Annotated in this window: 24 protein-coding genes and 1 pseudogene; 11 read left to right on the top strand and 14 right to left on the bottom strand. The window is 59.4% G+C overall.

Annotated features, from left to right (window positions below):
- Nucleotides 1-142 precede the first annotated feature (142 nt).
- The 3 genes from CBP34_RS19965 to merT are packed head-to-tail and all read right to left on the bottom strand — an operon-like array spanning nucleotide 143 to nucleotide 1056.
- Nucleotides 143-391, bottom strand: a complete 249-nt coding sequence (locus tag CBP34_RS19965) for a GDCCVxC domain-containing (seleno)protein (RefSeq protein ID WP_005795288.1) — start codon at nucleotides 389-391, stop codon at nucleotides 143-145.
- On the bottom strand, nucleotides 388-672 hold the full coding sequence (gene merP / locus CBP34_RS06960; RefSeq protein ID WP_005795286.1) for a mercury resistance system periplasmic binding protein MerP: 285 nt from the start codon (nucleotides 670-672) through the stop codon (nucleotides 388-390). The genes CBP34_RS19965 and merP overlap by 4 nt, the downstream gene beginning before the upstream one ends.
- A gap of 12 nt (nucleotides 673-684) precedes the next feature.
- Nucleotides 685-1056 (bottom strand): mercuric ion transporter MerT, encoded by a 372-nt coding sequence (gene merT / locus CBP34_RS06955; protein WP_011804766.1) that lies wholly within the window; start codon nucleotides 1054-1056, stop codon nucleotides 685-687.
- 42 nt (nucleotides 1057-1098) lie between these two features.
- Here merT and merR point away from each other — a divergent pair, with 42 nt between their 5' ends.
- Entirely contained in the window at nucleotides 1099-1506 is a 408-nt protein-coding gene (gene merR / locus CBP34_RS06950) for an Hg(II)-responsive transcriptional regulator (RefSeq protein ID WP_005795284.1), read from the top strand.
- 2 nt (nucleotides 1507-1508) lie between these two features.
- Nucleotides 1509-1844, top strand: a complete 336-nt coding sequence (locus tag CBP34_RS06945) for a YnfA family protein (RefSeq protein WP_005795281.1) — start codon at nucleotides 1509-1511, stop codon at nucleotides 1842-1844.
- A 242-nt stretch (nucleotides 1845-2086) separates the two neighbouring features.
- Here CBP34_RS06945 and CBP34_RS19390 read toward each other — a convergent pair whose 3' ends face one another.
- From CBP34_RS19390 to CBP34_RS20460, 11 genes and pseudogenes are all read right to left on the bottom strand, one after another.
- Nucleotides 2087-2671 carry a hypothetical protein gene (locus CBP34_RS19390; RefSeq protein WP_011804765.1) on the bottom strand — a complete coding sequence of 195 codons (585 nt, stop codon included), beginning with the start codon at nucleotides 2669-2671 and terminating at the stop codon, nucleotides 2087-2089.
- A gap of 80 nt (nucleotides 2672-2751) precedes the next feature.
- Entirely contained in the window at nucleotides 2752-3798 is a 1047-nt protein-coding gene (locus CBP34_RS06935) for a YVTN family beta-propeller repeat protein (RefSeq protein WP_094099100.1), read from the bottom strand.
- A gap of 106 nt (nucleotides 3799-3904) precedes the next feature.
- The gene (locus CBP34_RS06930) at nucleotides 3905-5743 is read right to left on the bottom strand and encodes a DUF3141 domain-containing protein (RefSeq protein ID WP_094099099.1); all 1839 of its coding nucleotides are present in this window, start codon (nucleotides 5741-5743) and stop codon (nucleotides 3905-3907) included.
- Between the two features lie 20 nt (nucleotides 5744-5763).
- A complete protein-coding gene (locus tag CBP34_RS06925) occupies nucleotides 5764-8097 on the bottom strand; it encodes a heavy metal translocating P-type ATPase (protein WP_094097661.1) in 2334 nt (777 codons plus the stop codon).
- A gap of 3 nt (nucleotides 8098-8100) precedes the next feature.
- On the bottom strand, nucleotides 8101-8352 hold the full coding sequence (locus CBP34_RS06920) for a DUF2933 domain-containing protein (protein WP_094097660.1): 252 nt from the start codon (nucleotides 8350-8352) through the stop codon (nucleotides 8101-8103).
- Between the two features lie 84 nt (nucleotides 8353-8436).
- Nucleotides 8437-8700, bottom strand: a complete 264-nt coding sequence (locus CBP34_RS06915) for a heavy-metal-associated domain-containing protein (RefSeq protein WP_233135290.1) — start codon at nucleotides 8698-8700, stop codon at nucleotides 8437-8439.
- Nucleotides 8701-8780: 80 nt separating this feature from the next.
- Nucleotides 8781-9449 (bottom strand): methyltransferase family protein, encoded by a 669-nt coding sequence (locus tag CBP34_RS06910; protein ID WP_087748567.1) that lies wholly within the window; start codon nucleotides 9447-9449, stop codon nucleotides 8781-8783.
- A complete protein-coding gene (locus CBP34_RS06905) occupies nucleotides 9446-9721 on the bottom strand; it encodes a DUF2933 domain-containing protein (RefSeq protein ID WP_087748566.1) in 276 nt (91 codons plus the stop codon). The genes CBP34_RS06910 and CBP34_RS06905 overlap by 4 nt, the downstream gene beginning before the upstream one ends.
- A gap of 25 nt (nucleotides 9722-9746) precedes the next feature.
- Nucleotides 9747-10220, bottom strand: a complete 474-nt coding sequence (locus CBP34_RS06900) for a hypothetical protein (protein ID WP_087748565.1) — start codon at nucleotides 10218-10220, stop codon at nucleotides 9747-9749.
- Nucleotides 10221-10309: 89 nt separating this feature from the next.
- Nucleotides 10310-10654, bottom strand: coding sequence for a copper-binding protein (locus CBP34_RS06895; protein WP_087748564.1), 345 nt, complete (start codon nucleotides 10652-10654; stop codon nucleotides 10310-10312).
- Between the two features lie 33 nt (nucleotides 10655-10687).
- Nucleotides 10688-10839: pseudogene (locus CBP34_RS20460) on the bottom strand (cupredoxin domain-containing protein); the annotation flags it as partial.
- Nucleotides 10840-10984: 145 nt separating this feature from the next.
- On the opposite strand from CBP34_RS20460, the gene CBP34_RS06890 reads away from it, so the two are divergent.
- The 9 genes from CBP34_RS06890 (at nucleotide 10985) to CBP34_RS06850 (ending at nucleotide 18875) form a co-directional block, all read left to right on the top strand.
- Complete coding sequence (locus CBP34_RS06890) at nucleotides 10985-11668, top strand: heavy metal response regulator transcription factor (RefSeq protein ID WP_011804755.1); 684 nt, start codon at nucleotides 10985-10987, stop codon at nucleotides 11666-11668.
- Nucleotides 11669-13054 (top strand): heavy metal sensor histidine kinase, encoded by a 1386-nt coding sequence (locus CBP34_RS06885; protein WP_094097659.1) that lies wholly within the window; start codon nucleotides 11669-11671, stop codon nucleotides 13052-13054. It abuts the gene before it with no gap.
- 200 nt (nucleotides 13055-13254) lie between these two features.
- A complete protein-coding gene (locus CBP34_RS06880) occupies nucleotides 13255-14148 on the top strand; it encodes a LysR family transcriptional regulator (RefSeq protein ID WP_086911971.1) in 894 nt (297 codons plus the stop codon).
- 46 nt (nucleotides 14149-14194) lie between these two features.
- Nucleotides 14195-14455 carry an EexN family lipoprotein gene (locus tag CBP34_RS06875; protein ID WP_026435921.1) on the top strand — a complete coding sequence of 87 codons (261 nt, stop codon included), beginning with the start codon at nucleotides 14195-14197 and terminating at the stop codon, nucleotides 14453-14455.
- Between the two features lie 233 nt (nucleotides 14456-14688).
- Nucleotides 14689-16695, top strand: a complete 2007-nt coding sequence (locus CBP34_RS06870; RefSeq protein WP_026435922.1) for a conjugal transfer protein TraG — start codon at nucleotides 14689-14691, stop codon at nucleotides 16693-16695.
- Nucleotides 16692-17180: a ribbon-helix-helix protein, CopG family gene (locus CBP34_RS06865; protein ID WP_034712117.1), complete on the top strand. Its 489-nt coding sequence runs from the start codon at nucleotides 16692-16694 to the stop codon at nucleotides 17178-17180. Before CBP34_RS06870 ends, CBP34_RS06865 begins: the two co-directional genes overlap by 4 nt.
- Complete coding sequence (gene trbB, locus CBP34_RS06860; protein ID WP_086911970.1) at nucleotides 17177-18232, top strand: P-type conjugative transfer ATPase TrbB; 1056 nt, start codon at nucleotides 17177-17179, stop codon at nucleotides 18230-18232. The genes CBP34_RS06865 and trbB overlap by 4 nt, the downstream gene beginning before the upstream one ends.
- Nucleotides 18229-18606, top strand: coding sequence for a TrbC/VirB2 family type IV secretion system protein (locus tag CBP34_RS06855; RefSeq protein ID WP_094097658.1), 378 nt, complete (start codon nucleotides 18229-18231; stop codon nucleotides 18604-18606). Before trbB ends, CBP34_RS06855 begins: the two co-directional genes overlap by 4 nt.
- The gene (locus tag CBP34_RS06850; RefSeq protein WP_086911968.1) at nucleotides 18603-18875 is read left to right on the top strand and encodes a VirB3 family type IV secretion system protein; all 273 of its coding nucleotides are present in this window, start codon (nucleotides 18603-18605) and stop codon (nucleotides 18873-18875) included. The genes CBP34_RS06855 and CBP34_RS06850 overlap by 4 nt, the downstream gene beginning before the upstream one ends.
- Nucleotides 18876-18878 lie beyond the last annotated feature (3 nt).

Raw genomic sequence — 18878 nt, 5'->3', positions numbered from 1 at the left:
TTCTTGGGGCTTGGCATATCAGCCACCGATGAACGTTGGCGCGTTTGATGGCCACATGGGCCCGCACAACGGTGTTGCGGAAGTTCAACTCGGATGTGGTGATGGCGTCCCTGGCGCCCGAATTGATCTCGTGACGCTTGACTCATTTCCGATCGGGCGATCCGGCCGGCGCGAACCCAAGATTGGCTGCGTGCCCCCGTTCCTGGATTGGAGGACAAGGCACTGAGCCGTAAGAACAGTACACACAGCAGTCACCCGACTTGGGCTTTAGCACGGTGTGACATTGCTCGCACTCGTAGAACCACTGGCAGGCGTCCGTGGGCATCGTCTCTGTCTTGGCGTGGCCGCACTCGGGGCAGGTCAGCGTCGATTCCAGTATCACCGCAGTCACTTGGCGTCTCCCAACACGGTCGCGGGATACCCTGCGTTCCTGGTGGCGCGTGTGAGGACCTCGACATTCGCCTTCGTATCGTCGAACGTCACCTTGGCCTCGCGCCGATCCAGATTCACGTCGATCTTGCTGACGCCGGATACCTTGGTAAGCGCCTTCTTGACTGTGATCGGGCAGGTGGCGCAGTTCATGTCGGGCACGGACAGCGTGACACTCTGCGTGGTAGCCCAGAGGGGCGAAGCAGAAGCGGCCAGCATGGCCAGAGCAACGAGTTTTTTCATAGCAATCTCCATTCAGTAAAACCAGGGAGCGATCAGCGGGAATCCGAGCGCGACGATGACTAGCGCCACCACGGTCCAGAACAACGACTTGTGGCTTCGGTTGACTTGCGGTAGCGCGCAAGCCTGCCCGGCCTCACAGGCTGCTGGCGCTCGCCATATCCGCCTGTACGCAAAAAACAGTGCCACAAGCGCGGCACCGATGAACATGGGCCGATAGGGTTCGAGCAGGGTCAAATTGCTAATCCATGCCCCGGAGACGCCAAGCGTAATCAACACCAAAGGCCCGAGGCAGCAAGTGGAGGCGAGGATGGCCGCCAGACCGCCGGTTAACAGCGCACCACGCCCGCCGCCGCTTCGAGTTTCAGTTGGGGAATCGGGTTTCATCGTTTAAGCTTACTTCCGTAGTTAAGTACGGAGTCAAGTGCCATGAATGAACCAACCGAAACCCTGACCATCGGTGGCTTAGCCGAGGCCGCTGGGGTCAATGTTGAGACGATCCGCTTCTACCAGCGCAAGGGCTTAGTGCAAGAGCCCGACCGCCCCCTGGGCGGCATCCGCCGCTACGGCGAGGCAAATCTGGCCCGGGTACGCTTTATTAAATCGGCGCAACGGCTGGGTTTCAGCCTTGACGAAGTCGGGGACTTGCTGAAGCTCGAGGACGGGTCGCATTGCCCCGAGGCCCGCGAACAAGCCGAACGCAAGCTCAGGGATGTGCGCGCCAAGCTCGCCGATCTCCACCGCATTGAGGCAGTCCTGGAAGCACTGGTGCAGCGCTGCTGCGCCGCAAGGGGACAGGTGCGTTGCCCGATGATCCAGGCGCTGCAGGAAGCGTGACGATGGAACTCTTGAAAGTTGCCATTCTGTTTGCGGTGACGGCAGTAGCTGAAATCGTTGGCTGCTACTTGCCCTGGCTGGTCGTAAAGCAGGGCAAGTCGGCATGGCTGCTCTTGCCGGCTGCCGTTTCCTTGTCGTTGTTCGCTTGGCTGCTGACCTTGCACCCGACAGCTGCCGGGCGAACCTATGCGGCTTACGGCGGGATGTACATCGCCGTGGCGCTGGTCTGGTTGCACGTCGTCGACGGTGTTGCCTTGACCCGTTGGGACTTCGTGGGAGCGGCCATCGCGCTGGCCGGCATGTCGGTGATCGCCCTGCAACCTGCGACGGATACTTGACGTTCCCGGAGCTCTCCGTTCTCGGTCGTCTCCGCTAATCCAGATGAAAAACGCAACCGTCTGCCCTCAAACTCGCGAAAACAGCAGACCTCGGACCTCGCACGGTCAAGAGACAAACAGAGGATCCGAATTTCCGCGGCTCCGGCCGCCTAGAGTCGAAACTCTCAATGGAAAAGAGGACTTACGGTGCTGGCTTGTCTAACAACGCCACCTTTTGTTGGGTTCTCCAAGTATTCTCGCCGTCAAGGCAACAAAGCCGGTGCCCGCAGGTCGTTTGTCTCACCACTTTTCTCCCCTGGGTCCACCGCAGTCTCTTCAAGGGCGAACTCCACGTCGATTTGGGAAAGACGCTCAAGAAGCGCCATGTTTTGGTGGTTCTCTGCACGCTCGAATAAGAGGACCTCTATCGGGCGCCACATTGCCACCCAGCCAATAATCAACAAGCCTTCGCTAATCCCAACATGCACTTTGCTGTTGCCCGGATCAACCAATAAGGCTCGTGCAAGCAGTGTCGTCGTCAGAACGGCGAGTCCTATGAACAGAAAGCGCATGCCCTGTCGCATCCTTCGGCGATATCGGCGCCTGCACTGTGCATGCTGCGCCTGAAAGTGCGCGTGAATCGCTCGTGTGATTTCGACTTCGTACTCTCTGATCGGAGTCGGGACGTGCACCATAAGCCGAAGCGGTTCTTCTCGACCATCTTCACCAGCACAGTCAACGATATAGGTTTCAACAGCATGGCTCAGTGTTTTCTCATGGAGCGGTGAAGGGTCCAGAGAATCGTAAAGCTGCGTGATTCGTTGAATTCGAATATCGATGACCGTCATTTGGACATACGCCAGGGTTGACGCTGGCTGGTTCTACTTTTTTGTGTACCGTACGTACCGGTGTAGGCGACGGGCCCCACTCAAGGCGTTACGCTGATGCCGTTGGGTGCCTTACCGACAGGAACGGTCTTCGTTACCTTGCGATCTTTCACGTCAAGCACGGAAACCGAATTGGCGTAAATGTTCGTCACATAGGCGTACCGCCCGTCACGATCAACAACCACTCCATGAGCACCAGCGCCAGTTACGACTGTCTTGACGACCTTGAAAGTCTCCAGGTCAATCATGCTGACGGTCTTGCCCGGCATCTTGCGCGTACCCTGGTTGGCCACCAGGAGCGTGCGCGAGTCAGGCGTGGCATACAACTGAATCGGCACCGTTCCTACCTCAACCTTGCGAATTACCTTGCGCGTTGCTGGGTCGATCACGGCTATGGCGTTTTCGCCCGACAACGAGGCAAAGGCCAAACGGCCGTCTGGCGTGAAGCCAGTCTGGGCCGGACCTTTGCCGGTCGGCACCTGCGCAATCTCCTTCTGGCTGGCGGTGTCGATGACCGATACCGTGCCACCCTTGAGATTGGCGACGTAGACCTCCTTGCCATCCGGGCTGAACCGAAGACCATGGGGAAACTGACCGACCGGAATCGTCGCCACGTGGCTCCGCGCCGCTGTGTCGATCACAGTGACCGTGTTGTCGCCGCCATTGGTGACATAGGCAAAGCGGCCGTCTGGTGACACCACCACATGGGCTGGGTGCATACCCACCGGCACCTTGGCGACGACTACGTTGGTCGCGGTGTCGATGGCCCAGATCGCGCCCGCTTTTCCCATCGCATCGTGGTCGCCTTGGGCCATGCCCTTGTGCGCAGAAACGTCGGCTGCATGGTCAGGCTCGCCGTTGTTGGTCACCCATACGAGCTTGCCGTCGGGCGACACTTGCACGTTGTGGGGCATCTTGCCGACGTGCACGTTCGTCAGCGTTTTCAACGATGCCGCATCGAGGACGCTGACCGTGTCAGCGCCTTCATTGGCCACATACACTTGATCGGCGGCCAAAGTGGTTCCGGACCAAGTCAGCAGGCCGATCTGGACCGCTGTCAAAAGCCAGTTGATTTTTCTTCTCATCATGATCAATCCTTGTTGAGAAACGGCCCTTAGATCAGGGCTATGTCCACTTTGTGGGTCCTGTATTACCGTCACCGTTTTTGTCCATCATGTCCAGGACGCATAAAAACTAGCCAGGACGTTGAAACATCAAACGAAACGCTTGCTCGATCGCAGCGTCGCGGCCTTCGCGAAGTCGTCCCAGCGCATGAGTAACTTGTCCTGCAGCTTCACGCTCACGCTCGATCAACGGGTGATGCGGCGCAAGCGGCTGTCGGCTCCTAGCGAGGGGTTCGGCCAACAGACTGACCCCTTTCATCCACGGACTAAATGCTTCTGAAAACAAATACCTGCTGCTGCGCATTGGATGGAGCCACTTGAGCACTTCGGCTGTCCAGGGCGTGGACAGCGCTTGCGCCCAGGGACTGACGAATGCCCTGTAAAGCACCTCGTTGAATGTCGAGACCTGTTTCACGCGCTCAAAAGCTTCTTCCGGGTAATCCGTTTTCAGGTCTTCAACCTGACGGGATTCAAAGCGAATGCTGTAAGTGGGCTTATGGCAGTCCGGGTTCCCGGACGGGTTGTCGATCTTCATCTCATAGAGGCCCGGTGCCAGCGCCTCAATCTCAGCCAGGCTCTCCAGGATCGCCCGGTGCTCCAGACGAGCCACCCCAGCAGAGACAAAAATGCCTAGATGGCCGACATGCCGGTTCGTGAGGTAAACGATTCGCTGCCCTGCCCGCTTGAGATCCTCGGTGTCACTATAGACAGCGGGGATCCACCCAAGCGCCTGGTGCGGTGGCGTGATGTTGTCGCCGTAAGATGCAAAGATGACGATTGGATTCTTGATCCGCCTCAGGTCAGCAGTACAACCCTGGCAAATCTGGAAAACACCCTGCTCAAGCTGGTTGCCGATGAACAAATTCTCAACGATCGCGAGGATCTCTTCTCGGCTCAGGAAATAGAAACCGTTCCACCATCGTTCGAACTCCAGAAAGCGCGCCTGCTCACTGTCAACGTTGGTGAAGAGTTGGGCGTACTTCTCCCAAACGGCCTTTTCGGGCTTGAGGTTCTCGAAATTCTGCGCTAGCCAGGCCCCGTCAAACCGGCCATTGCCCAGGTCGGCCGTCAGATGCGCCAACCAGCTGCCGCCAAGGAGTCCTCCGGAAAGACGCATCGGATTGACACCGGACTCGCCCGCCCAATACGACAAAGGAGAGCCATTGAGCACCACCGGTCCGACCAGACCGGCGCAGTCTGCGGACAGCAGCGCCACCGCCCACCCGGCCTGGCAGTTGCCATAAAGCACAGGAGCATTGCCAGGATGGCGTACTGCAACCTCTTCGACGAAACGCCGCAGCACATGCAAAACGTCTGCCAGGGTTTGCCCCAGAGCCGGCTCTGGAAAGAAAATCACGAAATAAACCGGATGGCCTTCGCGCATGGCCATCCCGACTTCGGAGTCGCGCTTGAAGCCGCCAATGCCGGGGCCGTGGCCGGCGCGTGGATCGACGATGATGACCGGCGGTTTGTCAGAGTCGACGCAGTCGTCCCAGCAATGCCCGTCGATTTCCGTGATGCGTAGCAGTGCATAGTTGACGGACCGTTCGAAGCTGCGCGCGTCCAACAGCGTTTCATACTTGAAGTCCAGAAGCGGCGGCAATCCGGCTCGCTCGTGCTCCAGCATGTTGTTCGCGCGCTGGCGAAGCGTGTCCCAGAACAGAATGGTGCGTTCGAAGAAATCACGCTGGTAATCGAAATAGTCCTGCGCCGAAGGTGCTTTAGCTGCTCTTTTCATGCCACTGGACGCATCCTGTGGCGCAGGCTTCAACAACTCCTCGGAATGATCCAAGACGGTCGGTGGTAGATCCTCTGCCTGGCGGTGCGTCCCTTGCACCGCTGCTTCCTTACCCCCCGCCGTGGTGCGTTGAGAGGTCCGAGGTTTTTGTGGTGACGTGGGGGTTTTCATCATTCCTCCGAACTACGGGGTCATCTTTTTCCGCGCCGCAAACGCAGCGCATTGAATATCACCGAGGCCGAGCTCAGGCTCATGGCCAGTGCCGCGATCAGCGGGGACAACAACCACCCAGTGAACGGGTACAGCACGCCTGCCGCAATCGGCACCCCAATGCCGTTGTAAACGAATGCGAACAGGAGGTTCTGGCGCATGTTTCGGACAGTGTCAGTGGAGATATCACGCGCCGCAGTGATTCCGCGCAAGTCGCCTTTGACTAGCGTGACCTGCCCACTGTTCATAGCCACATCGGTTCCCGTGCCCATGGCCACGCCGACATCGGCCTTGGCCAACGCAGGCGCATCGTTGATACCATCGCCGGCCATCGCGACAATGTGGCCCTCTTTCTGGAGCCGCTCCACAAGCGCCAGCTTGTCGGCGGGCTTGACTTCGCCATGCACCTCATCGATTCCCAGTTTGGCACCCACGGCCTTGGCGGTGGTCAGACCATCGCCAGTTGCCATCACGATGCGCAAGCCGCTGGCGTGCAAATTTTGAATAGCTTCCCGCGTGGTGGCTTTGATGGGATCGGTCACGGCCAAGATTCCAGCCAGTTGTCTGTCCACGGCCAGATGCATCACGCTGGCGCCTTCACTGCGCAGACGCTCGCCATCGATCTTGAGCGCATCAGTGGCCACGCCCTCCTGCTGCATCAATGCGGTGTTGCCCAACACCAGATGCTTGCCATCGATCATGCCGCGCACGCCTATGCCGCTGCCGGACTCGAAATCAAGCGGCTTGATCAGTTCCAGGCCCTTGGCACGTGCTGCACTAACGATGGCCTCGGCCAGGGGATGTTCGCTGCCTTGGTCCAGGCTGGCGGCCAAGCGCAACACTTCGTCCGCGGTATAGCCGGGGGCGGCAACTGCGGTGTCGAAGGCGGGTTTACCTTCGGTCAGCGTTCCTGTCTTGTCCACAATCAGCGTGTTCACCTCGCGCATTTTTTCGATGGCGCCAGCATCGCGGAACAGTACTCCCTGTGTCGCGGCACGCCCTGTGGCCACCATCACCGACATCGGCGTGGCCAGTCCCAGCGCACAGGGGCACGCGATGATCAGCACGGCCACTGCGTTGATCAAGCCAAACACCCAGCTGGGTTCCGGACCGAACAGCCCCCAGACAAAGAAGGTGGCAATGGCGATGAGCACCACCACGACCACAAATTTGCCGGCGACCACATCCGCCATGCGCTGCATGGGAGCCTTCGAGCGCTGGGCATTGGCCACCATCTGAACAATCTGCGACAGCATGGTGGCCGCACCGACTTTCTCGGAGCGCATCACCAAGGCACCACTGGTGTTCATCGTGGCCCCAATCACCTTGTCACCAAGGCGTTTGGTCACCGGCACAGGCTCACCGGTCAGCATGGATTCATCGACCGCACTGCTGCCTTCGGTCACAACGCCGTCGACCGGCACTTTCTCGCCGGGACGAATACGCAGCAGATCCCCGACGTGAACATGGTTCAGCGGTACGTCCTCTTCGCTGCCATCCACATTGATGCGGCGAGCGGTCTTGGGTGCCAAACCGAGCAGCGCCTTGATCGCCGCAGAAGTTTGCGAACGGGCCTTCAACTCGATAATCTGGCCCAACATGGTCAGCGAGATGATGACCACTGCCGCCTCGTAGTAGACCGCCACGCGCCCCATGGAAATGAATGAATCCGGGAACAAGCCCGGCGCCACGGTAGCCACGAGGCTGTAGAGAAAGGCCGCGCCCGTACCCAAACCGATCAAGGTCCACATGTTGGGGCTGCGGAGGACGAGAGACTGCCAGCCGCGTACGAAGAAGGGCCAACCCGTCCACAACACGACAGGCAAGGACAGCGCCAGTTCAACCCAGGTTTGAACGTTCATGTCAAACCACCCGAGACGGTGGCCGAACATGGCAAGAACGGTAACGATGACTGTGAATGGCAGCGTCCACCAGAAGCGACGCTGAAAATCCTTCAATTCATGGTTGTCTTCCTCGTCCAGCGGAATGATGGGCTCCAATGTCATGCCGCACTTGGGACAGATTCCAGGATGATCCTGCCGCACCTCGGGGTGCATGGGGCAGGTGTAGATCGTGCCGGCCGCAGCAGGTGCGGGTTCCTCAGGCGCTGAAGGTGCAAGGTACTGCAACGGGTTTGCCGCGAACTTGCCCTGGCACTTGGCGCTGCAAAAGTAATAGGGCCGACCTTCGTGCGTCAATTGGTGATCTGACTGCTCTGTGACGGTCATGCCGCACACCGGATCCTTCAGCTCCGATGGCGGGGCTGGCTCGGCTGGAGGGTGACTGCCGTGATGATGGTGTGCATGCATGTCCATTGCTTATTCCTTGTCGTTATTGGTGCGCCGGGGTGTCTGCGCATGGTTGCCATGCCCACCATGGCCGCCGTGGCCGTGCATCAGGTGCATCAGCGGACAGGCGAGGAGCAACAGGTAGGGCCAATAGCCCAAAACATGACCCCAGTGCTCTCGCAGCAGGTAAAAACCGGCGATCAAGGCAGCCGTTGCCAGAGCCAAGCCGGATGGGCGCTGCCAGAACGTAGGCGCATGGGAGTCGTTGTCAGGATGATCCATGGCGTAGCTCCTTCAGAGTTGCCAAAAAAGTACGGGGGAGCGCAATCGCCCGGCCGATCAATCCGTAATCAAATGCCGTGGCCGTTATCGGCAACCACAGCCCCCCGTGCCGCCACTGTGGCAGCCCGATGCTTTAGGCTGCGAAGTCGCAGCGGGAATGGATGTTTCTGTAGCCAGCTGTGCTGGGTAGCCCGCATCCGTCAAGGCCCTCAGCAAAGGAGCGCTGCCCTGCGCCAGTTCCCCGCTCACCCGGACGCGGCCAGACGGGAGATCGACCTCCACCCCGCGGACCCCGGGCAGCGGCTGCAATGCCTGCGTGACGTGCTTCACACAAGAGCCACAGCTCATACCATCGACTTGCAGATCAATCGTGCTCATATTTCAAACTCCTAAAAAATGAAACGTGTACCGCCGGGAAAAAATCCAGATCATCTTTTTGACACAGAGTCAGTGGTCGACTGGGATTTGCCAATGCGAGGAATAAACCGGGGTGTTCGCTGGGCGTAGCTGTCGTACTCAGCACCAAACTGTTTGCGCATTTCGTTCTCTTCGGTGATGGCGAGACGCCCGTACATCAGGAGCAAGACTGGGAACATGACCAAGGTCAGCAACGTGGGCCACTGCAGCAGGAAGCCCAGCAAAATCATCACGAAAGCCACGTACTGCGGATGGCGAGTGCGTGCATAGGGGCCGGCTGTGGCGAGCGACTGGCGACGCTGAGCGTGGTACAGCACATTCCACGCGGTGGACAACAGGTAGAAACCATAGCCCAGAAAAACGTAGCTGGCGATGTGCAGCGCGCCAAAATGCGGGTCGCCCTTTTCGCCCAAGAGGGTAGACCACAGGTGACCCGAGCTGTGGGAGAGCAGATCCAGGTTAGGGAACTTGGTTTGCAGCCAGCCCGACATCAGATAAATCGTCAACGGGAAGCCATACATCTCTACGAACAAGGCAACGACGAAGGCTGCGAATGCGCCAAACGTTCTCCAGTCACGGGCCGTCGCAGGCTTGAAAAAGCTGAACGCAAACATGATGAAGATCGCTGAATTGATGATGACCAGCGACCACAGACCATAAGCGGATTCGGTATGGTTCATCGTGAATCCCCTTCATTGCGTGATTCGGTAGATTTCGTTGCATCAGGCTTGCTCTGGCCATGTCCGCCATGCCCCCCATGTCCGCCATGCATGAAGACATGCATCAGCGGGCAGGCGAGGAGCAGGAGAAAAGGCAGCGCCCCGACGACATGCGCGAGGTGTTCGGTCAACAGGAAATATGCCGCCACGCCGCCTATCACCACGAGGCCGATGGCATAGCGAGAACTCCAAAAGCTGGGGGGCGACTCGTGCCCGCCGTGTTGATGGTTCATGGTGACCCCCAATTCGGTGAATGCGTTACTTGGCTGGCGTAGCTGGCAGACGGTCCATCATCATCTGCATCATGGACTCCATCATTTGCAGGCGCTTTTCCATCATCTGATGGCGCTCGGCCATGTTGGTGGGCATGCCCTTGCCACCTTGCATGCCACCCATGCCCTGCATGCCTGCGCCCATCTGCTGCATCATTCCCATACCGTCCTGCATCAGCTTCATGTGCTCATCCATGAGCGCCTGCCGCTCTTCTGGTGTTTTGGCCGCCATCATCTTTTCGTGCATCGCTTGCATGGCTTTCATCTGTTCGTCCATCTTGGCCATTCCGGCCATCTGCCCCGCACCCGTTGGCGTCGCGGCCGCCTTCATTTGGGTGGACGCAGGCGATGTGCTTCCTGCAGGGTGATGGGCCTTGTGCTCATCGGCGGTTTGCGCCATCACGCTCAGTGAGAGCGAAGCGACACAGATACCAACCAGGGTATGGCGAATTTTTGACATAGTGCTCTCCTTCTTCCGGTGAAAAACCGTCGCATTCAGCATTCAAACCCTCTGACCGCGACGACACAGCACGCCCGCGCAGCGTGTTCTTACTGAGCGGGCTGAATGTCAGTGACAACCATCTTCCCGCCCTCGTTGATGACCATGAACTTGACCTTGTCGCCGGGCTTCACTTTGCCCAGCAGACTCTTGTCTTTTGCGGTGAACACCATGGTCATGCCGGGCATGTCCATGTGCTTGATTTCTGCGTGCTTGATGGTGATCTTGCCAGTTTCCTGATCGACCTTCTTGATTTCGCCGTCCGTCAGGGATGCCGATGCTTGGGACATATCCATCTTGCCGTGATCCATCATGGTCTGGGCGAAACTGCCCATGGGCGTGAATGTGCCCATGGCAAGAGCGGAGATGGCCAGAATGTTCTTGATGGTTTTCATGATTTCCTCACGATTGAGAGTAAAAAAAGTGGGTTATTTCATAGCCACTTTGACAGCGCCTTTCATACCGGCCTCGAATGACCAGACATCAGGCACGCGAACTCGGCAGTGCCCGCCTTCTTGGCGAATTGCCAGACGATCTCACCTTGCTTGCCAAGGGCCCGCGTGACCTTGCTGGGCACATCACAAAAAATGACCGATCTCATGGAGGTGATTCTGAAGCGCGGTCATGTCAGAAAGCTGTGCGCCGGATTACAAATTTGTTATCTACGTGTCAGGCACGCAGAAACTCGTCAAACTCACGTCTACGCCAGATAGCGGAGAGTGACCATGAAGATATTGATCGTCGAAGATGAACCTAAAACCGGCGAATACCTTCGCCAGGGATTGAGCGAGGCCGGATTTGTGGCCGACCTGGCGCAAAACGGTAGTGATGGCCTGCACCTGGCACTCCAAGGTGAATACGACCTCGTGATCCTGGATGTCATGCTGCCCGGACTGGATGGCTGGCAGGTGCTGCAGTCGCTGCGCAATCGCGGATTGCAGATGCCTGTGTTGTTCCTCACGGCGCGGGACCAGGTGGAAGATCGGGTCAAAGGGTTGGAATTGGGCGCTGACGACTATCTTGTCAAGCCCTTTTCATTCGCCGAGTTGCTGGCCCGTGTACGGACAATCTTGCGCCGGGGCCGAGGAGGCACCGAAACCAACACATTGCGCGTGGCTGACCTGGAACTTGATCTGCTGCGCCGACGGGTCTCGCGGGGTGGCCGTCGCATTGACCTGACAGCCAAAGAATTTGGTTTGCTGGAGTTGCTGTTGCGCAGGCATGGAGAAGTGCTTCCTCGCTCGCTGATTGCCTCCCAGGTGTGGGACATGAACTTCGACAGCGACACCAACGTGATCGAAGTGGCGATGCGCCGCTTGCGCCTGAAGATTGACGAAGGCCAGGACGTCAAGTTGATCCAGACCGTGCGGGGCATGGGCTACGTGCTGGAAGCACCGGAGAACGCTTGAATGTTTCGGTTCTTCTCGCTCACCCATCGTTTGGCCATCTTTTTCACGACGGTGGCCGCAGCCGTCGTGCTGGGGCTTGGAATGTTGTTCCTGGTTGCGACCGAACGCCACTTCCTGGAACTGGATCGAATCACGCTGCAAGACAAGCAGCACCTGATCGAGAACATAGTAGTCAATGCCAACTCCACCGATGACATCCCATCGCGCTTACGCGAATCTTTGAACAATCACCACGGCTTGTCTGTCATTGTCAAAAACGCTAATGGGGATGTTCTTTTCAGGACTGAAGGGTTTCAACCTCCAGCCACTTTGGACGCGCCAAAACCAGAGCATCGGATTTCCGAGATTCAGAGTTGGAAAAATCAAGGCCGTGAATTTCGCGCGTTGAACTTGCGTTTCAACCCTGCCAATAGTGCGGCGCCACCACTGGATGTCCTGATCGCCATTGACATGGAAGATCACATGCAATTCATGGCGCAATTACAGCGTACGCTTGTGCTCTATGCTATTTGTGCCATCTTTGTCAGCGGGATGCTGGGATGGTTCGCAGCCTACAAAGGGATGGCACCGTTGCGCGCCATGAAGACCCAAGCCACAACGGTCAGTTCCCATCGTCTCGATGAGCGAATGCCCATCGAAGCAGTTCCTGTGGAAATGGCTGACTTGGCACAGGAACTCAACAAAATGTTGGACAGGCTGCAAAATGACTTTCAACGACTGTCCGAGTTCTCCTCGGACTTGGCGCATGAAATTCGCACGCCCATCAGCAACCTGCTGACGCAAACCCAGGTGGCACTCGCCACCCGGCGAGACGCTGACACCTATCGAGACATACTGGCGTCGAACGCGGAGGAATTCCAACGCCTGGCGCGCATGGTGTCGGATATGTTGTTCCTGGCCAAGACGGATCGTGGGGTTGACTTGCCGAACAAGGAGCGGTTTTCTGCAGCCAAGGAAGCCCAGGCCTTATTAGAATTTTATGAAGCCGTCGCTGAAGAAAAGAACGTCACACTACGCCAGTTCGGTGATGGAGACATCCTGGGTGACCGATTGATGTTTCGAAGAGCGCTGAGCAATCTGTTGTCGAACGCATTGCGCCATACCAATGACCATAGCGATGTAACGATTGACATCAGCGAGACAGCAAAGGCCGTTGTCGTGACGGTCGAGAACACGGGGGAGGACATTGACCCTCAAATCATTCCTCGCCTTTTTGACCGCTTCTACCGTGCCGACCCGTCTCGGTCCCACCCACAATCCGATGGTGCGGGCCTCGGACTATCAATTACCCGTGCCATCGCACAAGCGCACGGAGGACGCGTCACGGTTGAATCCGGTGCGGGGAGAACAAAGTTCAGTCTAGAATTTCCTAGCAGGCTGGCGTAATAGAAATAACTAACGCCAACAGAACTTCCACCAGCGTAACAGCACCTTATCTACTTACTGATCGGGATCAATTTTTCTGTAGAGACTTCCTTAAGAAGGGTTTCCAACAAAATGTAACCGATTACTCATCACTTCGTCACGAATGAACGGAACAATGAATACGCAATTCATGCAACCTACTTTCACGGAGGCATCGCCCCATGGAATTGCGTCATCTCCGCTGCTTTTTGGCGGTCGCGGAAGAGCTTCATTTTGCACGCGCGGCTGAAAAACTTCATATAGAACAGTCGCCTCTTTCACGTACCGTCAAGGAACTGGAGGAAGAGTTGGGGGTGCAGTTGTTCATCCGCACCAGTCGCAGCACGCGGCTGACACTTGCGGGTAGGCTATTCCTGAAGCATGTACCGCGTGTCTTTACCGCGTTGGAGCAAGCCCGCGAAAGCGTGAAATCGGCCGCCAATGGCTTCCATGGGCAGTTGCGCATTGCTTTATCCGATGGCATTACGCCGTCGCGCCTGCCTGCTCTGCTGGCGCACTGCCGCGAGGAAGACCCGGAAATAGAAATACGACTGTTCGAGGTTCCGTTGGCCCAACAACTCAAGGGCTTGCATGATGACCTGTATGACGCGGGTTTCTCGATGGCCGACGAAGTGGGCGACGGCATCATCGTCGAGTCGGCCTGGGAAGACGAGTTGATGGTGGCCGTGCCCGCACGCCATCCGGCTCTGGCCTATAAGCGAATCCCGCTGGAGGAAGTGCTACGTTACCCCCTTGTGCTGGGCGATCCCGCCGTCTGCGAAGGCCATGCCCGCCAAATCGACCGAATCCTGCGCAAGCAGGAAAAGGAACCCTTGGTGGTTCAGCACGTCGCTACATTTGATGTGATGATGGCGCTTGTGTCGGCCGGTTTGGCGTTAGGGCTTGCGGGCACAGCGCATATTGCTGCCAGCCGCGAACCAGGGGTAGTGGGCCGCCCGCTCGCAGGGCGCTCCCCTATGCTGACCACCTATCTGCTGCGCCGGGATACCGAACCGTCTCAGGCGCTGGCTCGCTTTATTGAGCGGTTGGCCTCCCAGGGGTCGGATGACGCCTAACGCCCAAACCCGCTTCTCAAGTGTCACGCCTTCGAGGAATCAGGTCATGAGCCCGTTCAACATCTTCGCCTCATTGTCGTTAGCCACGCTATTGGCCTCTTGCGGTCAGTCTTCTGCTCCAGGCGAGACGGTGGAATCCTTGGCAGCCGATCCCGAGCGGCTGAAAGAATTGCGCCAGCAGTGCAAGCTGAACCGCGCCAAGTTGGGCGACGAACTTTGCAACCGCGTGGCCGAAGCGACGAACCGCCGCTTCTTCGGCAATGGCAAGGTGCCTTATACACTGCCTAAGGAATCGTCGAATTTTTAACCGTGGCCGGTAAGCCACACATCGCTCGATTTTCTGCTCGCTACGCCGCAACGCGCCTTTGCTTGCGGCGCTTTTACTGTCTTCGTCCTTGCTTGAATCGATGTTTTTTGCATCATCTTCGTTCTGATAACAGTCTTTGACCGGCACTGACCCGGCACCGATCCTGACGCCAGCGGCACGTTGTTGTGCAGCCGTTGAGCGGAGTGCGCGCAGGAAAAATCGGAGGCCGGGAGATGCAAGGAACGAACGTGCTGTTCGGTCAGATCGCCGTGGTATTCGGCATCGTGATCGCCGGAGTGTGGAGCGCCACACAATGGACAGCAGCGGCCCTGGGCTATCAACTACGCCTGGGTTCGCCCTGGTTCGATCTGTTGGGCACACCGATCTACCACCCGTGGAAGCTGTTCGAGTGGTGGTTCTTCTTCGATGCCTATGCGTCCCACATCTTCGACGTGGGCGGCGCCATTGCCGCCGGCAGCGGTTTGCTTGCCGTGGTGGTCGCCATCGGCATGTCTATCTGGCGCTCGCGCCAGTCGCGCCTGGTCACGACCTACGGTTCGGCACGCTGGGCCGACGCCAGCGACATTAGCAAGGCAGGGCTGACCCAGCCCGCTGGTGTGTTCCTCGGTCGGCATGGTGATGAGTACCTGCGCCACGAAGGTCCGGAACACGTCCTGACCTTCGCGCCCACACGCTCGGGCAAGGGCGTTGGCCTGGTGGTGCCCACACTGCTGTCCTGGCCCGCATCCGCCGTCATCCATGACATCAAGGGCGAGAACTGGACCATCACCGCCGGCTGGCGCGCGCGCTTTTCGCACTGTCTGCTGTTCAACCCGACCGATGCGAAGTCGGCCGCCTACAACCCACTGCTGGAAGTTCGGCGCGGCGCACATGAAGTGCGCGACGTGCAGAACATTGCAGACATCCTGGTCGATCCCGAAGGCGCGCTGGAGAAGCGAAACCACTGGGAGAAGACTTCGCACGCGCTGTTGGTCGGTGCCATCTTGCATGTGCTCTATGCCGACGAAGACAAGACGCTGCGGGGTGTGGCGAACTTCCTCAGTGATCCGGCGTGTCCGTTCGAGCTGACGCTGCACCGGATGATGAGCACGCGGCATCTGGGCAACGACCCGCATCCGGTCGTTGCCTCCGCTGCCCGCGAAGTGCTCAACAAGAGCGACAACGAACGCTCCGGCGTTCTCTCCACGGCCATGTCGTTCCTCGGCCTGTACCGTGATCCCACGGTGGCCGAAGTCACCTCGCGCTGCGACTGGCGCATTGCGGACCTGATTTCCGCCGAACATCCAGTATCGCTGTACCTCGTGGTGCCACCCTCGGACATCAGCCGCACGAAGCCGCTGATCCGGTTGATCCTCAACCAGATCGGTCGGCGGCTCACGGAATCACTCGACGGCAGCGACGGCATCGCCCGCCGTCACAAGCTGCTGCTGATGCTCGATGAGTTCCCCGCGCTGGGCCGCTTGGACTTCTTCGAGACGGCCCTGGCCTTCATGGCGGGCTATGGCATCCGGAGCTTCCTGATTGCACAGTCGCTCAACCAGATCGACAAGGCGTATGGGCAGAACCATTCAATCCTGGACAACTGCCATGTGCGCGTGACGTTCGCCACCAACGACGAACGTACCGCCAAGCGAATTTCTGAAACGCTGGGCACAGCGACCGAGCTGCGCGCGCAGCGCAACTACGCGGGCCACAGGCTCGCCCCGTGGCTGGGCCATCTGATGGTGTCGCGTCAGGAGACGGCCCGGCCGCTGCTCACCCCTGGCGAGGTCATGCAACTGCCCACCGATGAATCGGTGGTGATGGTGTCCGGCCATGCGCCGATCAAGGCCAAGAAGCTGCGCTACTACGCGGACGCCAACTTCAAGCGGCGCGTGCTGTCGCCGCCCGCGCTCGCGGCGGATTGCTACGCCGACGTGCCGCGCGCGCGTCCTGACGACTGGAGCGGGCTGGCGATTCCTCTTGTCCCCACGCCGCCCGCTTCCACAACCGCTGATGGCTTGGAGCACCTGGGCACGGCCGATGACGGCGGCCCACGCCAGCAACCCGAACTGTCCGAAGTCGTCACCTACAACCCCGAACAGGAACACCCGGCCAGCGACCTGTCGCTGCTTGATGACGACGACGTCCCGCTTCCCCTTCCGCGTCAGCTCGATCCGGCCATGCAGCGCACGGCCCGGCTGGCATCCCTCGACCCCAACGACGGAATCGATCTATGAGTCCCAGCCACTCCACCTACCGCCTGAATCTTTTCATCCAACCTGAACACGCCAAGCGGCTCGATGAGCTGGCCGCCAAGAAAGGTGTGTCCAAGTCCAGCATCGTCGCGGCGGCGCTCGCATCATGGCTGTCACCGGACGCGGCCAACCAGCGCGAGGCAGCGATTTCCAAGCGGCTGGATCGCCTGTCGCGCCAGGCCGAGCGCCTGGAGCGCGACCAGAACATCCAGATTGAGACGCTGGCTCTGTTCATCCGCTACTACCTCACGGTCAGCACGCCGGTTCCCGAAGCGCATCAGGACGCGGCACGCGCCCAGGGCAAGGCGCGTTTCGAGCAGTTCGTCGAACAGTTGGGTCGCCACCTGCTGCGCGGGCGCAGCCTGGTGCGCGACGTGGTGGAAGAACTGCATCCCCAGGGGCACGAGTTCGGCATGCACATGGATGAAGCAGCGACGTTGGCCGAAGCGCAGGAGCGTGCCTCATGAGCGCTGTTCCTCAATTCCCGCCAGAACCTCGTTCATCGGCCGCCACGTCTCTGGATCGCCGTATCCAGATGCTGCGCACCGCAATGGGGCCGCTGATCGCCGCCGCGCTTGAAGACCCGGACGTGGTGGAAATCATGCTCAACCCGGATCGAACCTTGTGGATCGACCGGCTTTCCTCGGGCCGCGCGCCGATGGGCGTGGAGCTACCAGAAGCCGATGGCGAACGGATCATCCGTCTGGTGGCGGCTCACGTTGGCGCTGAAGTTCATCGCGGTCAGCCGCTCTTGACCGCTGAGCTGCCTGAGACAGGTGAACGTTTCGAGGGCATCTTGCCACCGGCCGCTCCTGGTCCGGCCTTCGCCTTGCGCAAGCGCGCCGTCGGTGTCATCCCGCTGGCGCGCTACGTCGAAGACGGGATGATGACTGCCGCACAGGCGGACCTCCTTGTGCGCGTCGTGCGCGAGCGCCACAACATCCTGATCGCGGGCGGAACGAGTACCGGCAAGACCACGCTCGCCAATGCTTTGTTGGCCGAGATCGCCGCCACGGGCGATCGCGTGTTGGTGCTTGAAGACACCATCGAGCTGCAATGCACAGCGCGCGACCACGTACCGCTGCGCACCCGCGCCGGGATCGTGTCCATGCAGGAACTCGTGCGCGCCACGATGCGGCTGCGCCCAGATCGTGTCGTCGTGGGCGAAGTGCGCGGCGCCGAGGCACTGGATCTCATCAAGGTCTGGGGCACCGGCCATCCGGGTGGCATCGCCACCATCCACGCTGGCTCCGCGCTGGGCGCGCTGCTGCGCCTGGAGCAACTGATTCTCGAAGTGGCGGTGAATCCGCCCCGTGCGCTGATCGCCGAGGCAGTCAACGTGGTGATCCACATCGCCGGGCGCGGACGCAAGCGCCGCATCGAGAGCATCGCCCGCGTCGTTGGCTTCGACGGCGTGGGCTACCACCTGGCGGATGCGCTGGAAGTGCCGTTTCCCGAGCTGCCATCGCAATCCGATGCTTCTTTCCTGTCCCTCAACCACCCCGGAGAACTGCCATGACGCACGCTGATGCTTTCCATATTTCCGCAAATCCCCTTTCCCGCCTCGCGCGGCTGGATGGTCTTGCTCGCCCGGCCATGCAGGGATTGGTGCTGGCTGCACTGACGCTGTTACTCGCCGGCACCGCGCAGGCCGCCGGCTCCTCGATGCCGTGGGAAGGCCCGCTGCAATCCATTCTCGAATCCATCCAGGGGCCGGTCGCCCGGATTGTGGCAATCATCATCATCATCTCCACGGGCCTGGCGCTGGCCTTTGGCGATACCAGCGGTGGTTTCCGCAAGCTGATCCAGATCGTCTTCGGCCTGTCCATTGCGTTCGCGGCGTCCTCGTTCTTCCTGTCGTTCTTCAGCTTCTCCGGCGGGGCCGTCGTATGAGCGCGCCCGAGGAATTCGCCGCAGGCTTTGAAGTGCCGCTGCATCGTTCGCTGACCGAGCCGATTCTGCTGGGCGGCGCGCCGCGCACTGTGGCGATTGCCAACGGTACGCTGGCCGCTGCCGTCGGGCTGGGCCTGCAACTGTGGATTCCGGGGCTGGTGCTCTGGATCGTCGGACATGCGTTGGCGGTCTGGGGTGCCCGCGTCGATCCGCAGTTCATGCAGGTCTTTGCGCGGCACATCGAACACCGGCCGCTGCTGGACGTGTGAGGG

It is taken from the genome of Acidovorax carolinensis (assembly GCF_002157145.1).
GTDB classification, from domain to species: domain Bacteria; phylum Pseudomonadota; class Gammaproteobacteria; order Burkholderiales; family Burkholderiaceae_C; genus Acidovorax; species Acidovorax carolinensis.
Note: the sequence above shows the minus strand (reverse complement) of the source record. Positions and strands in the feature narration are given on the sequence as shown.